The 16,460-nt window shown below is 49.6% G+C and carries 13 protein-coding genes; 8 read left to right on the top strand and 5 right to left on the bottom strand.

Translation table 11 applies throughout. The features are described 5' to 3' along the window. Positions 1-93: 93 nt before the first annotated feature. The 7 genes from BP71_RS27965 (at position 94) to BP71_RS27995 (ending at position 7,191) form a co-directional block, all read left to right on the top strand. Complete coding sequence (locus tag BP71_RS27965; RefSeq protein WP_496384881.1) at positions 94-537, top strand: GNAT family N-acetyltransferase; 444 nt, start codon at positions 94-96, stop codon at positions 535-537. 289 nt (positions 538-826) lie between these two features. Next, complete coding sequence (locus BP71_RS27970) at positions 827-1,147, top strand: hypothetical protein (protein WP_496384882.1); 321 nt, start codon at positions 827-829, stop codon at positions 1,145-1,147. Between the two features lie 205 nt (positions 1,148-1,352). Further along, the gene (locus BP71_RS27975) at positions 1,353-1,691 is read left to right on the top strand and encodes a PadR family transcriptional regulator (protein ID WP_496384884.1); all 339 of its coding nucleotides are present in this window, start codon (positions 1,353-1,355) and stop codon (positions 1,689-1,691) included. Continuing rightward, positions 1,688-4,294, top strand: coding sequence for an ABC transporter permease (locus tag BP71_RS27980; protein WP_496384885.1), 2,607 nt, complete (start codon positions 1,688-1,690; stop codon positions 4,292-4,294). Before BP71_RS27975 ends, BP71_RS27980 begins: the two co-directional genes overlap by 4 nt. 170 nt (positions 4,295-4,464) lie before the next feature. Continuing rightward, complete coding sequence (locus BP71_RS27985) at positions 4,465-4,656, top strand: cold-shock protein (protein WP_496384886.1); 192 nt, start codon at positions 4,465-4,467, stop codon at positions 4,654-4,656. Positions 4,657-4,722: 66 nt separating this feature from the next. Beyond that, positions 4,723-5,706: a lysophospholipid acyltransferase family protein gene (locus BP71_RS27990; RefSeq protein ID WP_496384887.1), complete on the top strand. Its 984-nt coding sequence runs from the start codon at positions 4,723-4,725 to the stop codon at positions 5,704-5,706. Positions 5,707-5,715: 9 nt separating this feature from the next. Further along, positions 5,716-7,191 carry a glycoside hydrolase family 130 protein gene (locus tag BP71_RS27995; protein ID WP_496384888.1) on the top strand — a complete coding sequence of 492 codons (1,476 nt, stop codon included), beginning with the start codon at positions 5,716-5,718 and terminating at the stop codon, positions 7,189-7,191. Here the strand turns inward: BP71_RS27995 and BP71_RS28000 are convergent. From BP71_RS28000 to BP71_RS28010, 3 genes are all read right to left on the bottom strand, one after another. Next, entirely contained in the window at positions 7,185-8,195 is a 1,011-nt protein-coding gene (locus tag BP71_RS28000; protein ID WP_496384889.1) for a glycosyltransferase family 4 protein, read from the bottom strand. The genes BP71_RS27995 and BP71_RS28000 overlap by 7 nt on opposite strands. Continuing rightward, positions 8,192-10,435 carry a glycosyltransferase family 4 protein gene (locus BP71_RS28005; protein WP_496384890.1) on the bottom strand — a complete coding sequence of 748 codons (2,244 nt, stop codon included), beginning with the start codon at positions 10,433-10,435 and terminating at the stop codon, positions 8,192-8,194. The genes BP71_RS28000 and BP71_RS28005 overlap by 4 nt, the downstream gene beginning before the upstream one ends. A gap of 325 nt (positions 10,436-10,760) precedes the next feature. Then, entirely contained in the window at positions 10,761-11,783 is a 1,023-nt protein-coding gene (locus BP71_RS28010) for a helix-turn-helix transcriptional regulator (RefSeq protein ID WP_496384891.1), read from the bottom strand. Positions 11,784-11,886: 103 nt separating this feature from the next. Here BP71_RS28010 and BP71_RS28015 point away from each other — a divergent pair, with 103 nt between their 5' ends. Further along, a complete protein-coding gene (locus tag BP71_RS28015; protein WP_496384892.1) occupies positions 11,887-13,464 on the top strand; it encodes a TROVE domain-containing protein in 1,578 nt (525 codons plus the stop codon). A 122-nt stretch (positions 13,465-13,586) separates the two neighbouring features. Here the strand turns inward: BP71_RS28015 and BP71_RS28020 are convergent, their stop codons facing one another. Next, complete coding sequence (locus BP71_RS28020) at positions 13,587-13,811, bottom strand: hypothetical protein (RefSeq protein WP_496384893.1); 225 nt, start codon at positions 13,809-13,811, stop codon at positions 13,587-13,589. 146 nt (positions 13,812-13,957) lie between these two features. Beyond that, positions 13,958-16,405 carry a TonB-dependent receptor gene (locus BP71_RS28025; RefSeq protein ID WP_496384894.1) on the bottom strand — a complete coding sequence of 816 codons (2,448 nt, stop codon included), beginning with the start codon at positions 16,403-16,405 and terminating at the stop codon, positions 13,958-13,960. Between the last annotated feature and the right edge of the window lie 55 nt (positions 16,406-16,460).

Consider the following 16,460-nt stretch of genomic DNA (forward strand, 5'->3'; position numbering starts at 1 on the left):
GCCAAGGCGATCGCTGGGCCATCAGGTTTATGTTTTCTGGCACATTCAAGCCGGATTTAACCTCCATACTTTTGTAAAAAAAAGTACAGATATATGGAAGATCTATTTGAAATCAAGATTATTAAATCCGAAACCGAAGTCGTTCAATGCTGGGAGGTTGCTTGGTTGCTGAGGCCCCATTTGAAAAAAGACAAATGGGTTCCAATGGTCACGGAGATGATGGAAAATGAAAAGTATTTCATTGCAGGCGTTTTTGATCGTAGCCGGTTTATTGCATTTGCCGGATGTCGTTTTATGACCTCACTGCACAGTGGTAACATCATTTACATCGATGATCTTTGCACGCTGGACGATTATCGGGGGAAAGGACTGGCGACTAAATTATTGCAATACGTCCGTGAAATTGCAATGATGAATAATCAGGACGCTTTGGTTCTCGATACAGACTTTACCAACGATACTGCACAAAAAGTGTATCTCAGAAATGGATTTAAACTGGCAGCCCTTCATTTGGCAAGTGATTTAAGTAAGGGTTAAAGCGTGTATAAGGGAGGGTAGATTATGCCCGTAGTTGGTTTAGAAGAAATACAATGGAATATTGTTAAGACAGGCTATTAAACCAGCAAATGAAAGCGGAAAAAAAGATACGGAAAAACAAAGTCAACCGGATCATCGGTGCCCTATACTCCTTGCATTAATCTGTACCAACGCCTGCAAACGGAATGATCCGAGTGCTGTTGAGCAAAAGATAGATAGCCTGTTTCAGTTTTATTCATCCGACAAACCCGGCGGTCAGCTGACGGTTGCGCCGCCATCGGGTGAACCCATGGGATATCACCGGGTCGATATTGCCAAAGGGGTTCAATTGTCTGATCAATACACCGGGGAATACTTCTCCGATGAAGCCGGCGCGGCCATCGAGATCCGCAAAGTCAACGGTGGTCTTGAAGCGCGATTGATTTCAGGAACCCGTCATCCGCTTGAAAACTATTTTAAGGACGGTTTTCGGATGCCTGATATCAAAACAGATCTTGTTTTCAAAAGAAATGGGAAGAACGAAGTCGAGGCATTCGAACTGAATACCTTGAGAACACGTGGTTTGAAGTTTGAGAAGGTGAAAACAAAGAACTCACGCGGCAAGATTTGAGTACAGTTCTTTGGGTCTTCAGGCGCATTGCAGTTAAGGGGCCAGGAAAAGAGCAGCCACTGTTCATTACCGGACAACGTCCGTTCCCATGCGAACAAATTTTTTTCGGGAAATACCCAAAAAAAGGCCATTAGGCCTCTGTTTGGACGTTTTGATGCGCTGGCACATATTTGTACTATAAAATGGAGACAAATCGTCTGAATAGATGCGACGAACATATTTAGGAGAATTCGAAGAACTGGTTTTGCTGATGATCGCCATTTTGGACGGCCAGGCATATGGTGTGACCGTCAGTCAGGAGATTGAGCAACACACCGGGCGGATCGTCACTTTCGGGGCCGTTCACAACACGCTGATCCGCCTGGAAGAGAAAGGTTTTGTAACCTCTGAACTGGGCGGCGCGACTACGGAGCGCGGCGGACGGCGGAAACGCCTGTTCAAGGTGACGGCGCTGGGGCACCGTGCGATCCAGGATATCCAGCAGCTGCGCAACAAGCTCTGGCAACTGATGCCCGATCAATCACTAAAAATAAGCGGGTTATGAATGCACCGATGCCGCCAAGCTGGGCGAGGGCCTTGCTTCGTTCCCTGCACCCCCGGGACACGCTGGAAGAGGTCGAAGGAGACCTGGACGAGCTGTATGCATATTGGTACCGGCGTACTGGGGTAACGCAGGCGGTGCTGCGTTACCTGCTGAATGTCATCTCCGTACTGCCGCCGTTTGTACGCCGGCGGCAGCGTAAAGCCGAATACGATCAACCCTTTTTCCTGAATCCCGATATGTTAAAAAACTATGTAAAAATCGCGTGGCGGAATATCACCCGCCAGAAAGCTTACTCCATTCTTAATATCGCGGGACTCTCCATCGGGATGGCCTGCAGTATCCTCATCCTGTTGTGGGTGCAGAACGAGTTGAACTACGATCGCTTTCACACACAGGCCGACCGGCTTTTCAGACTCACCTGCAATGCCGGAGATTTTAAGGTGGCGGTCAGCCCGGCCGGTATGGCCCGGGGATTGCAGGCACAAATGCCACAGATAGAAGCTGCGGTACGGTTGAGCAAACCGGTGACCAATCTGTTTGAGGCAGGGGAAAAGAGGTTTGAAGAAAAACGGGTCTTTTTCGCCGATTCCAATTTCCTGCAGGTATTTTCTTTTCCCCTGTTGAAGGGAAATGCGAATACTGCGCTGAAAGACCCGGGTGCCCTGCTGATCACGGAAGCAATGGCCAAAAAGTATTATGGAAACGAGGAAGCTGTTGGTAAAATCATCCGGATGAACAACAAGGAAAATTTTACCATCGCAGGCATTCTTGCCAATGTCCCCGCCGATTCCCATTTGCAGTTTGATTTTATCATTCCCATGGCAACCGTGGCGAAATCAAATTGGGATTTGCGAACCGATACCTGGGGTAATTTTAATTTTTATACCTATTTCCGGCTGGGTAGGAACACGAATACATCCGCGTCCGGTTTAAAGGCCCTTGCCCGGCAGATCGGTAAAATCTATACGGCGCACGGACAAACACTGGAGGTTGACTTTCATTTACAACCGCTCACCGACATTCATTTGCATTCCGACATGCAGATCGATCTGGCTGGGCATGGTAATATTCAATATGTGAATGTGTTTTTGGTTGTTGCGATCTTCATTCTGGTGGTGGCGTGCATCAACTTTATGAACCTGGCAACGGCACGTTCGGAGCGGCGGGCCAAGGAAGTAGGGCTGCGTAAAGTGGTGGGCGCGGGCCGCTATCAGCTTGTGATCCAGTTTCTGGGCGAATCTCTCATCTTCTCATTTCTTTCGCTGTTCGTGGCGATCGGGATCGTATGTCTCGCGTTACCGGTATTTCAAATGCTGACAGGAAAAACGCTTGCCATTCATTTGCTGGATGCTAAGATGCTGATCAGCCTGGCGGGTATCGCCATGATTACAGGCCTTATCTCCGGCAGCTATCCGGCACTGTTTCTTTCCGGATTCGCTCCTGTAAAGGTGCTCAAAGGAAAAATGAGAGTAGCCGGCGGAAACCTGATTTTCCGGAACAGCCTGGTTGTCACGCAATTTGTCGTTGCGATTGTTTTGCTTGTTGGCACCGCGGTAGTTTACAAGCAGTTGAATTTTATCAAAAGCCGGAACCTGGGTTTTGATAAATCCAACCTGCTGTACGTACCCATGACCGGCGAAATCTGGGGGAAACAGCAAACACTGAAGGCGACATTGGCCCAAAACCCGCTGACGGAAAATTTTTCGATCATATCCGAACTGCCGACAGCCATTACATCGGGGTCAACCGATGTCGTCTGGGACGGGCAAACTGCCCATAATCAGATCGTCATTCCATCCCTGAATGTCGATGAAAACTTTACGAAGGTTTTCAAGACCCGGTTGCTGGCTGGACGCGGTTTCTCCCGCTCGTTTGCAGGGGATAGTTCCAATTTTATCATCAACGAAAAGGCCATGCAGATCATGGGCATGAACGCCCGGAACGCAGTGGGGGAAAATCTGACATTCGATGATACAAAAGGAACGATTATCGGGGTAGTGAAGGATTTTCATTTCAAGTCACTTCAGTATGCCATGGAGCCACTGGTATTGCGGCTTAACAAATGGGGCGGCGTGGTGATTGTGCGTACCCGGGGCGGCAGCAACGAAGCGACCATTGACGCGCTGGGGAAAATCAATCAGCAACTCAACCCGGCTTATCCATTCACCTATGGTTTTCTGGACAAGGACCTCGATAACCTTTACCGCAGCGAACAGCAGATGGGAAGTATCTTTAACTTATTTGCTGGACTTGCCATTTTTATATCCTGCCTCGGATTGTACGGTTTGTCCGCTTTTATGGCCGAGCAGCGGAAAAAGGAAATTGGGGTACGCAAGGTGCTGGGCGCAACCGTAACGGGCGTCGTGGCTTTGCTTTCAAAGGACTTCCTTAGGTTAATACTGATTGCTATTGTCCTTGCTTCGCCCATTGCCTGGTATGCGATGAACAGGTGGCTTCAGGACTTTGCCTATCAAACGACGATCGGATGGTGGGTATTCGTCCTGGCAGGAATAATGGCCGCATCCGTCGCATTGCTTACAGTTAGTTTTCAAAGTGTCAGGGCCGCATTGATGAATCCGGTCAAAAGTTTACGAAGCGAATAATGGGAAACTTAATAGTAATTGGTTCCGGTTGAGACGGTTTGTTGTCTTATACTTTTTGTCAGCCCTCTTTTAGTATTTGTTCATATTAAAATAATATTCCAATTATTTTTATTCTATTTTTTATTTTCAAAATTTTATTTTAATTTTGTGGAATAATAAAAAATAAAATTATGAATACAGGAACAGTTAAGTTTTTCAATGAAACCAAAGGTTTTGGTTTCATCTCTCCGGAAAATGGCGGAGACGACATTTTTGTACACACGTCAGGATTGAATGATGACATTCGCGAAAACGACAAAGTGTCTTACGAAGTTGAAAACGGCAGAAAAGGACTGAACGCAGTTAACGTAACCGTTATCTGATCAATCATATCGCGCTAGCACACAAAGAATTCCTCCTGAACAGGGAGGATTTTTTGTTTCAGAACAATGCATTTTGTTCCATTCTTTGGCAAGTCGGGAAATATCCTTGTTCTTCACCTCACCGATTTTCCCATGGAGCCTAATCTTAATTCTCTTCTAAAATCATTGTTCCGGATGCTGTACGCATTACCGGGGCGTCTGCTCACCACACTTTTGGGTAAAGGCCTGCTATGGATCGCCAAAGGCCTCGCTTTCTTGATTTTTGTGTCACTACGTTACGTATTAGGTTATCGGAAAGCAATTATCAAAAAGAATTTGACAGCCTCTTTTCCGTTGAAATCGTCGGGGGAAATCCGGAAACTGATGCATGGCTATTACAGTCATATGAGCGATCTGGTGATCGAGCCATTTTTGTTTTACCTGGCTCCGTCGAAACTCAGGCAGCGCCTGGCAACTTATACAAATCCGGATTTGCTCGAAAAGCTTTACAAGGACGATAAGCAGGTCATTGTTTTCGCCTCGCATTACGGAAACTGGGAGTACCTGACCAATCTGCCCCAGGTTACCAGCTATCCGGTGTACACCGCCTATTCTCCCATTAAGAATGATCGGGTAAACCGGTTAATGATGAGTTTGCGGTCATTTTTTGGCGTTACACTCATACCCCGGCAGGGATTTTACCGCCAGGCGTTATCGCTTCTGCGACAGCGTGCGATCCCCAAGTTGCTGGTGGTGATCGCTGATCAACGGCCCGCTCCCGGTAATGACAAGTTCCATATCCCGTTTCTGGACCAGGATACCGCCGTGCAAACGGGCGGTGAAAGGATAGCGTCCTCCTCGGACGCGGCAGTGGTATATGTCGAATCCAGGAAAAATGCGCAATTCAAATATGAATTCACATTCAGCTTGATGGAGAACGCCAGCCCGATAGTCCCCCTGAGCATTACAAAGGCCTACTACCGGATTCTGGAAAAGAATATTTGCCGTGCTCCCAGCTACTGGCTTTGGTCACATAACCGCTGGAAAGTTGCGGCCACTACCACCTCTTAACTTAGTTTTATGTCGACGCGCCTCACACGGAAAGATATTATTTTTCAGCCTGATTCGAGCCGTGTAATTGCACGGTTCCTCCATAACGGCGACGACAGAAGCAGGCAATTGATCTCGATCATCCTCGGTTTGTCCAAGGCCGAGCAGTTGCAGGAGCTGAATTATGTCTTGCGGAAATACGCAAAAAGGCACCGCAATATCCTCAAAGTATTTGAACGGCACTTTCGCAGGCTCTGGGCCCTGTTTAGCACCATGGATATCGACCCACAGGACCTGGAGATAAACCAGCGGCTGCTCATCGGCGCTTATTTTACGATGGAATACTCGATCGAGGCGGCCGCATTTTTTAACCCGTCGATTGTAGAAGACCCCGACCAGTCGGGGACGGAGCCCGGTGAAACGCGGATAATCCTCAGTTTCAGGGCGACGGGGGAGGGACACATTTCCTCGATCGTGTTTCGGTCGGCACTGATCGACCAGGATAACCTGATCACCGTAGACCCACCGGGAAGGCTATTGGACTCGCCCGAGCATGTCCGCAACCATGTTTACAAGAAAAAATCCTTTCTGGCAAAGCTGAACGAAATGCAGGATTCCGACAATCCCGCGTACCCGGTTATCGAACAAAAGCTCACCGAAACCTTTACCTACGAAGAACTCAAGCGTTATGTGGACGAAACCGGTAAGTTGCCGGGAATGGACATCGCCGCTACACTTTTTCTGCGCGAAATCATGTGGCTCGCATCCTCGCATTACGAGATGGATTTTTCGCTCGACACCGACATTTCGGAGCGGGTCATCTTTCCGATTGCCGATACGGAAAAAAGAGGCATTGAGGATGCGCGTTTTGTCCGCTTTACGGCCGATAATAGGGAACAGACTTATTATGCTACCTATACGGCATACGATGGCACGGCTATTTTGCCCAAGTTGTTGATGACCAAAGATTTTTACCACTTCAAAGTCTTGCCGCTTCACGGAGAAATTGCCCAGAATAAAGGGATGGCGCTATTCCCCCGCAAAATAAACGGCAAGTTTGCTATGCTTTGCCGGATCGATGGTGTCAACAATTACATTGCCTATTCCGATAACATCAGCGTCTGGCGGCAAGCTATTTTGATTCAATCACCAAAATATCCGTGGGAGTTTGTCCAGATCGGTAACTGCGGATCTCCCATTGAAACCAGGGCCGGCTGGCTGGTGCTTACGCATGGGGTAGGACCGATGCGGGAGTATGTATTGGGTGCCTCGCTTTTTGAACTGGATAATCCGCAAAATGAAATAGGCCGGCTGAGTCATCCATTGCTGATCCCCAGCCGGACAGAACGGGACGGTTATGTCCCCAACGTCGTTTATTCCTGTGGCGCATTTGTCCATAATCAAAGTTTGATCATTCCCTACGCCACATCGGACTATGCCTCTACCTATGCGGTGGTCGAACTCGACGAACTCCTCGGGGAGCTGATTTCAACAGCAGATCAGTGAGCCAGTATCTGGCTGTAAACAGCCAGGTAGCCGTCAACCATCTTTTCCTTCGAGAACATGGCCTGGGCCCATTGCCGACATTCTTGCCGGCTGATCTCACCGATTTTTTCTACGGCCTGTACCGCTTCATTCACGGTACGTACTAAAAAGCCCGTTTTTCCATCGACGATCAGCTCGCGCATGGAGCCCCTGTTGTACGCGATTACGGGTGTGCCGCAAAACATGGATTCCGCGACACTTAATCCAAAAGGCTCGTCAAATTGGATCGGATGTAACAATGCCAGTGCCTTTCCCAATAGCGTTTTCCGTTCACCCGGACCAACATTACCGATATAGAAGACCGACCGATCGTCTACATGGGGTTTTACCTTTTGTTCAAAATAGGCGTCGTCCTGTATCAGCCCCGCGATGAGCAGGACTTTTCCTGCGTCACGCGCAATCTGGATAGCTTCATACGTTCCCTTGTCGGCATGAATCCTGCCGAAAAAGAGCAGGTAATCCTGCGGGTTCATCTCAAACGGGAAGTCATTGCTTTCGAGCCCGTTGTAAACTGTCGCAAGATAGTCCAGTCTGTCACTGCGGTCGGCATCACTGATCGATACATAGGAAGTCGATGCATTGTAACGCTCGTACACTTCTATGATTTTGGATGATGAAAACCCATGGATGGTAGTCAGCATCGGAGTGTCGATCAGCTTCGAATAGGTCAATGGGAGAAAGTCAAAATGGTTGTGGATCAGATCGAACTGCGCTGCCTTTTCCATTAAATAGCTGATATGCAGGCATTCGGCGACCTTGGGGTCCACTTCCCGGTCTTCAGAGTAAGGCGTTGCACAAGATCCGTCCAGTTTTGCATGAGTGACCGAGTCGGTAGTCGCGAAAAGCGTTACATCAATTCCTTTCTCATGGAGGCCGTCGGTCAGGTACGACGCAACCTGCTCCCAGGGGCCGTACTGACGCGGGGGTGTCCGCCATGCAATCGAAGATAGTATCGCGACTTTCATACCAGTTCGGCCTCCATCTTGGTGATCTCTTCAAATGCCTCCAGAACGCTCAGATGGGATATCAGATAGGCGAGCGTGCTTTCGGCGCCCTGGTTACGGTTGACTCCGTAACTTTCCAGTCCGTCGCAACAGCCTTTGGTTTCAAAATCATACAGGCTGACTCTCAGGTCATTTTCGCCCAGGAACCACATAAAACAGGTGTACAGTTTTGGAATGTAAGATTGATCCCCGGTCAGTCTGAAAGCCTGATGGAACATCAATACCATGGCGAGTGCGTCCAGTGGCTGCTGCGCGAACATCGACTGCTCGCTATCTCTTTGATACCAATTTTCATTGCCGACGATGGAGAGGTAACCGTTGCGAAGCGTAATTTCTCCCAGGAATTCCATGCTTTCCAACGCCACCTCAAGCACCCGCTCGTCGTTGAGGAACTCGGCAGCATGCAGGAGCGCCAGCGGTAAAAAAGCATTATCATAGGCCAGCAGCGATTCGAACCACCGCCAGTCGCCACTCTGATTAATTTCGAAATCCGTGACTAACCTGCCTGCCAGAGCTCTCAGTGTTTGGATCATACCTTCATCCGACGGGTTGCTTTTAAGATAATGGCATATCCCGACGATGGTGTTGGCAATACTCCTGATCGATCTCAGTTTTGTGAAATTCGGGGCAGCATCAAAGAAAATCTCCCGACCGGTTTGGTAATAGGCGTCATTGGGCGCATTACCCAACAGATAGCCCAGCGACCAGATAGCCCGACCAAAAGAATCCTCGGATCCAACCTCATCCAGAAAATTGCGGTTGAAGCTCAGGAAATTCCTGAAAGCGCCATCCGCATTCTGCATATAGTTGATGTAGCTCAGATAAGTAGGCGATAGTTTAAGTGCCAGGGGATGCTTGTTCCGCTTGTAAGTCATCAGTACCATCAGCAATGCCCGGGCATTATCGTCCAGGCAATACCCTTCTTTCAGGTTTGGTATCCCGTATTTGGCATGTTGGATGATCCCTGTGTCGTCGGTGAGCCTTTGTATATGGTCCAGCAGGAAGGGTGGCAGCGTCAGCGGGTCGAGAATCATTTCCTTGCCGGCGGCTATGTCCGTTCCGGCTTCTACCACCTGCTCTGCCAGATGCATGTACTTTTCTCCTATTTTAGGCCAGGTAATTTCCCTGCCGTACTCAAATGCATTTTTCCTGAGCTCCCGCATCCGCTCCGGATGATCCAGCAGGTCGAGAATGATCTCGCTCAGCGCGGCCGAATCGTTGAAGCCGAAAAGCCGCCCGCGGTCTTCCGCCAGCAGCTCCGCGGCATGCCAGTAGGGCGTGGAAATAACCGCGGTCCCGGCGCCGATGGCATACGATAAAGTTCCGCTGGTGATCTGGGCTTCGCTGGTGTAAGGTGTGATGTAAATGTCAGAAGCTGACAGGTATTTGAATAGCTCAGATTGTCCGATAAACTCATTCAGAAAAATGACATGTTTTTCGATGCCCAGCTTTTTGACCAAGCCGGTCAGGTAAACCCGGTATTCTTCCCCGGAATGCCTGATCACGTTGGGGTGGGTTTTGCCGAGGACAATGTAAACGAGTTGCGGGTACTTCTCCACGACATCCGGTAAAGCTTTCAGTACCGTTTCAATTCCCTTATTTCTCCCGATAAAGCCGAAAGTCAGCAAGACATGTTTGGATGACAGGCGGAATTCTTTTTTGGTGAGGAGCTGATCAAATTGAATGTCGGGCACGCCGTGCGCAATCTGGGCAATCTTTTCGATCGGGATCTCGTACTCATTCGTAAGCATGTCGACGGCCGTCTGGCTCATGACGACGATTGCCTGCGCTATCTTGCAAATTTCGGTCAACACCGCCCTCTGATTGTAAGATGGGTTTTTCAAAACCGTATGCAGCGTCACGATCAGCGGTATTTTCAGCCGGTACAGCAATGGCAAAATGTAAATCCCGTTTTGCCCTCCGAATATGCCAAACTCGTGTTCAAGGACGCAAACATCGGCGCCGCTCAGATTGATCAGGTTCGCTGCTTCGAGGTAGTCCGTCTGCTCTTCCTGCCTGATCGATAGCTTTACTTCCTGTGGGTAGTCATAATGCAGTTCGTTGTCGTCGATGGCGATCACGAATGCCTGGGTGGGATGCTCTCCGGGTTCGGCTGCAACAACCGAATCGAAGAGATTTTTAGTAAATGTACCAATCCCGCACTCCCGGGGCGGGTAAGTTCCTATGAATGAAATTTTCACATTGGTACAGGGTTGGTTATCTTCTAAGTTAACTTAATTATCCGACATTACCGGCGATTATTTACCCGGGAGCCCTTGCGAGCCGGTAGGTATCTAAACCCTGAAAATGTTGAATATCAGGCAAAAAGGGTTATCTTTCAATAAAACGGAGAAACGATGTCAAAAGAGAAAGGTGCGCAGAAAGGCGACAAGAAAAAGGCCGTGAAGAATCTGAAGGAAAAGCGGGCAGATAAAAAAGACAAGCGGGATAGTAAAACAAGAGACGATTGAAATACACTGAAATGGAGCTGTTCTGTCATGTATGGAGCAGCTCTTTTTCAGTGTATCATTCCCGTTTATGGTAGTGATTTAATGCCCTCGCCAGCTGTTCTTCAATCTGTTTTTTGAGGATCCGGGGGCCAAGCACCTTTAATTTAGCTCCGAAACCCAGCAGTTCACGTTCCAACTCAAAATTCAATACGACGCGGATACTGAAAATCTGCCCTTCCGAATCGCTGCCAATCAATTGCTGCGACGCGTGCAACGGCTTCGTGATCACATAGGGCGCATGGGCATGATCCACACGGAATTGTACGTCGGTACTTCGCTGACCAGGCATCTTGGTCACACCTATTACGTCATTATAATGGCTGCTTAGATCTACTTTGCTGTTTTCGCGGTAGGTTTCCTCCGGTTCTTCGCGTAGCTCCTGCATGCGACCCAGTGCGAGGGTGAGCAGAGGCGAATGGCGCTGGTGCGACTCCCCGAGGGCAAACCACCTATTCCGGTGCTCTTTCAGCAGGTAAGGGCTGAAACAGAAAGTACTGGCCTGTCTGGCTTTGAAAGACTGATAGGTCATACACAAAGCCGTTTTGGAAATGATTGCCCGACGGATCACCTCGATGTGTTCGAGGCCCCTGAGATGGTCGTTCTTTTCAAAATCAACCACAGGCATGCTGTGTGTGCGCCGCGCGTGGATTTTGTCTTCCAACCGGCTCACCATTTCGTTCAAATCCTCAAAATGGCTGAACCCCTTGAATTGCTGCAATAAGGCTGAAACCTCTCCCAATACCTTCATATCCTGCCGACTGAGTGGGATATTGGCAATGCTGTAAGCTTTGTCGGCATAGGTATAATACTTTTTGTCGACGACGATGATGGGAGCCTCATAACCGAGCTTATCGCTGCGCATCATTTCGATATCCGCCTGCACCGACCGCCTGCTTACTCCCTTTTCAATTCCTTCATATTCATACAAAGCTCCGGAGCACGCGTCGATCAGATCGTTGAGCGTCCATTTGCGGAAACGGTTTTGTAAGCATTGATCAATCGTCCGGTAGCGGATCAGTGCATTGCGGTTGACGGGCATAAATCATTTTTTTTGAAAAATATCGAAATAAAATCAACTGCGCAAAAAGACTGCGCAGCAGGCCTGTTGCTTTGTAACTATCAAAAAAGAAAGGAGGTTTATCATGAAATTCAACACAACTGCTGCCGGTAAGGCGGAGACTACCAACCACGAGGGCGCAAAAGCATATCGGCTGGCTCCGGCGATGGAGCTTTACACGGCCATGGTTACCTGGTCGCTGAATGACTCTTTCTATGAAAAGGATGACCAGCGATTGCTCCGCATCCGGGCGCTCGTGGATCAGGTGGACCCGGTGTTTGTAGCGAAGCTTGCGGTTTATACCAGGAATTTCATATATATGCGTTCGGCACCGCTGGTGCTGCTGACGGAACTTGCCCGCGTGCACCGAGGGGATGACCTTGTTGCAAAAACTACCGAAAAGGTCATTGCGCGAGCCGACGAGATCACCGAATTGCTCGCCTGCTATCAGCTTCTGAACGGACGTACCGGTTTGAAAAAATTGAATGGCTTGTCCAAACAGTTGCAAAAAGGCCTGGCTGAGGCATTCAACAAATTCGATGCCTACCAGTTTGCCAAATATAACCGGGACAACAGCACCGTCAAGCTGCGCGATGCATTGTTTTTGATTCATCCGAAAGCGAAGGATGTGACCCAGCAGGCGGTTTTTGACCAGATCGCTGCAAACAAGCTGGATACACCCTATACCTGGGAAACAGCGCTTTCGGCATTGGGCCAAACACCGTTCGCCGACGAACAGATGAGAGCGGCGGCGTTCAAAACCAAATGGGAGGAACTGATCGACAGCGGAAAACTGGGTTATATGGCATTACTGCGAAACCTGCGTAACCTGCTGGAAGTCAATATTTCTAATGCACATTTGCAAAAGGCCTGTACCGTACTTGCTGCCCCGGATGCAGTTGCGAAGGCAAAACAGTTTCCGTTCAGATATCTGGCTGCCTACCGGGAACTGCTGAAAGTAGCCGCGGAAACACGGAAGGAAAGCGTGGCCGGAAGGTTAAGAATGATTTTTGGTCAGGAAAATGATCGATATAAACAGGTCACTGATGCATTGGAAAAAGCGGTATTGCAGAGCGCTGCTTCGATCGGAGGCTTTAGGAAGGAAACCCGTGTACTGCTTGCCTGCGACGTTTCGGGCTCTATGCAGACGCCCGTGTCGGCCCGGTCCGCCATCATGCTTTATGATGTTGGATTGATGCTCGCGATGCTGTTGCAGGTTCGCTGCCGGAATGTGGTGGTGGGCATGTTCGGTGACACCTGGAAAAGGATACGGGTCGCGCCAAACCATGTTCTGGCCAGCGTACAGGAATTCTACCGGCGCGAAGGAGAAGTAGGCTACGCAACCAATGGCCATCTGGTGGTGAAGGATCTCCTGAACAGAAGAGAAGTGATGGACAAAGTCATGCTTTTCACCGACTGCCAGTTTTGGAATAATTCCGGTACGGACAATATACAAACATTATGGGCGCGCTACAAAAGTGAAATAGCTCCGAATGCGCGGCTTTATCTTTTTGATCTGAAAGGCTACGGACAGTTGCCGTTGACCATGATGACGAACGACGTATACCTCGTTGCCGGATGGAGCGATAAGATTTTTGGTGTACTGGAAGCGCTCGAAAACGGGGCTAATGCATTGGAAACCATTGAAAACATAGCATTGTAAAAACGACGGTGCCGGAAGCAGGCACCGTCGTTACAAAAATAAGGATGCCGTAGAAACGGGATACTTCGCTACTCATCAGGGGGAGGGCATTGTGGCGCAAGTCATGATGGAGGTTCGAGTCCTTATAGCAGGCCCCCGTCCCGCGTCGCTTGTAGCTCCTTGAATTTTAAAGAAATTGGGAAAGTGCCGTAAATGCGTGTTACTTCGACTTTGGATCGCCGGGTCGCCGGTTCGAATCCGGCCTGTTGCTTACAGCAGTAGCTCAGGGGGTAGAGCAGGAGCACCGAAAGGTGCAAACACGTATTGGCTGTTGCCTTTCCCAACCCCATTTGAAAGATGTCGTACATCCGTGATACTTCGTTTGGTCAAGGACTGTGTAAAGCAGTCGGGTTCGATTCCCATAAAACACGGGCGGCTTGTTACTCTTTCAATTTTCCGAAACTTCGGCGATACTAACCCCGAATGGTTTTTCGTCCGTCTACGATTCTGTTTTTCAAAAAGTATAAAAGACATTCACGCTGAAACGTGACCCATTTCCCCGGGTATATTCCAGATCCTGGCCGCTGAACAGGTTCACGGTGTTGAAATAGGTTTTGTTGAATAAATTCTCAATGCCAACTGCCGCCCGGATGTGCTTACTGAACTCATACGATGCGTTCAGATTGAACAGATCATAGGCATCTACCGGCCCTTCGCCATTGCCGTACTTTCCGTTGGCTGCCTTTTCGAAACGTTTCCGGTTCCCCGAATACACCCAAAAGAGGTTCAGGTTCAGTTTCGAAGTAGGCTGGTATTTAATGAACGCAGTTGCTTTGGGTGGGGTGATTCTCGCGCCGGTCAGGTAACGGTCCTCCGGATCGTCGTACTTTCCATTATCGTTCTGGTCGGCCTTGCCTTCCACATAAGCATAGCTTCCTCCGAACGATAGTTGTTTCCATGGCTGGAAATCCAGTGTGAGCTCATATCCTTTGATCTCTTCCGGCAAGCGCAGCGGCGTCATTTCGCCGTTGACGGTCACCATATCCGCGCCGAGCTTGGAAGTACTGATAAAATAGGCTGCCGTAAACTGAACGAATTTGTACTGGCTGCTAAACCCCGCCTCGTAATTGTTCACGATAATGGGTTTCGTGTTGAGCGTGGCGAGGGTATTGGTCGTCGCCGAGCGCAATATTCTGCCCAGCTCGCTGATCCCGAATGCCTGCGAGAAGTTGAAAAACGGATTGAAGAGGCTGTATTTGGAGTAACGCAATCCTGCATTCATATTCAGTGCTTTGTAATCCAGTTTGCCCCCTTTGACAGCCACCGCGCCCTCGCCGTTGGGTCCTTTCGCAAGGGTGTTGTAGTCATCTACCTGAATGCCGACGTTTTCAAAACGCACTCCCGTTTTCAATGTGAGGTCTTTGAAAAGATCGAGTTTCACCTGCGCGTAAGGCGCAATGCTGGTCATATCCATATCCGGCACATACACGCGCCCATCGGTCAGGACCTGGTTGGTCACATCTCCCAGGATGTCGATCCCGTAGGTCACACCGCCCCCGAGATTTGGATTGACCGAGAATGGCGTGTAGAAATTGGCCCGTAACCCTTTCTTCCGGGAGGTGATCTGCGTCTGGCCCGGGCCGTACCACGATGTTGTGGACGAGGTGTAAGCGTTCATCGATTCGAAGCCATTCATATAGGCAGTAATATCCATGCTGGTTTTAGCCCACAGCCCCCGCCGGAGATAGCGGAGTGAAAGGTTGTAATTGAAAGGCGTTCCTTCTGCATCACCCGGACTGTCACCTTTCACGGCGATGGTAGGCGTAACACCGTACACCCCCGGCTTGTTGACATAGTCGGTGTATTGGCGGCTGCTGAAAAGATTGAATGACAGTTCCAGCTCGTTATCAGCATTGAAATCATAAAAAAGCTTGGTGTATGCATTGTAAAGGCGGGTTTCGCCTAATCCGTTGGAAGTGGAAATCACTTCGCCCGCGCCGTCTTTGTACACGCCGGTCCGGTCGACAAGGCCGCTCACCACGTAGGAGAACTTGCTGATCTTCCCTTGCAGCATCTGGGAGATCCGGTATCCCGGCGTATTAGCCGCATGGAACACATTGCCGTGCATACCGATTTGCGTAACGCCACTAATAGCCTTATTCTCGGTTGGTTTGCGGGTAATGTAGTTGATCAGTCCGCCGCCTGCACCGTTTCCGTAAATGGCCGTCGCGCCTTTCACGACCTCCACGCGTTCCAGCACCGCCGGATCGATCGAGCGGATGTCGCGGTTACCGTTCATCAGTGGGGTGGATTGCGGGATACCGTCCACCAGTACGAGCAAACTCCGGCCCCGGAGCGTTTGTCCTGTGTTAGTGGCCTTGTTGTTGGGCATGCCCAGTCCCGGGATCGTGTTGCCGAGAATGGCAGCAATGGAATTGTTAATGGCAGCCTGTTCCTGGATGTCCTTGGCCTTAAGTACCGCAACGGACGCAGGCACAGAGTTCAGGGCTTCCGGCGTCCTTCCGGCCGAGACGATGACCTCGTTCAGATCCTGGTTGCCGTCGAGCAGGGTGACTACCTGCAAGGCTGTTTCTTCATTGGCTTCTATGGTAAATGCTTGCTCGAAGGAAATCATACCCAGGTGCTGAATCACCAGGGTATGATTTCCTTCGGGGATGTCGGTGATGGTAAAAAAGCCATCCATGTCGGTTTGGCTGCCTCTGTTGGTGCCTTTCACGGCGACGTTGGCAAATTCCACTGGCCGACCGTCGGGTGTAGCGACCTGTCCTCTAACGGTCCCTTTTCCCGTTTTCGGAAGCGACCGGATCGTAGTCTGATCGCCTCTTACCGTCACTTGCCGGGAAAAAGCGGTATTCCCAAGCAACAGCATCGCTGCCGTCAAAAGCGCGGAAACCGAAGGGCAGGTAGGTAAGTGGAGAAGAGGCCTTTGTAATTGCTTCATTTGGTTATTATTTAGACTTAATTCAAATAATTCGCAAATGTATCACAAATCCGAT

The sequence above is a fragment of the Dyadobacter ginsengisoli DSM 21015 genome, assembly GCF_059568735.1.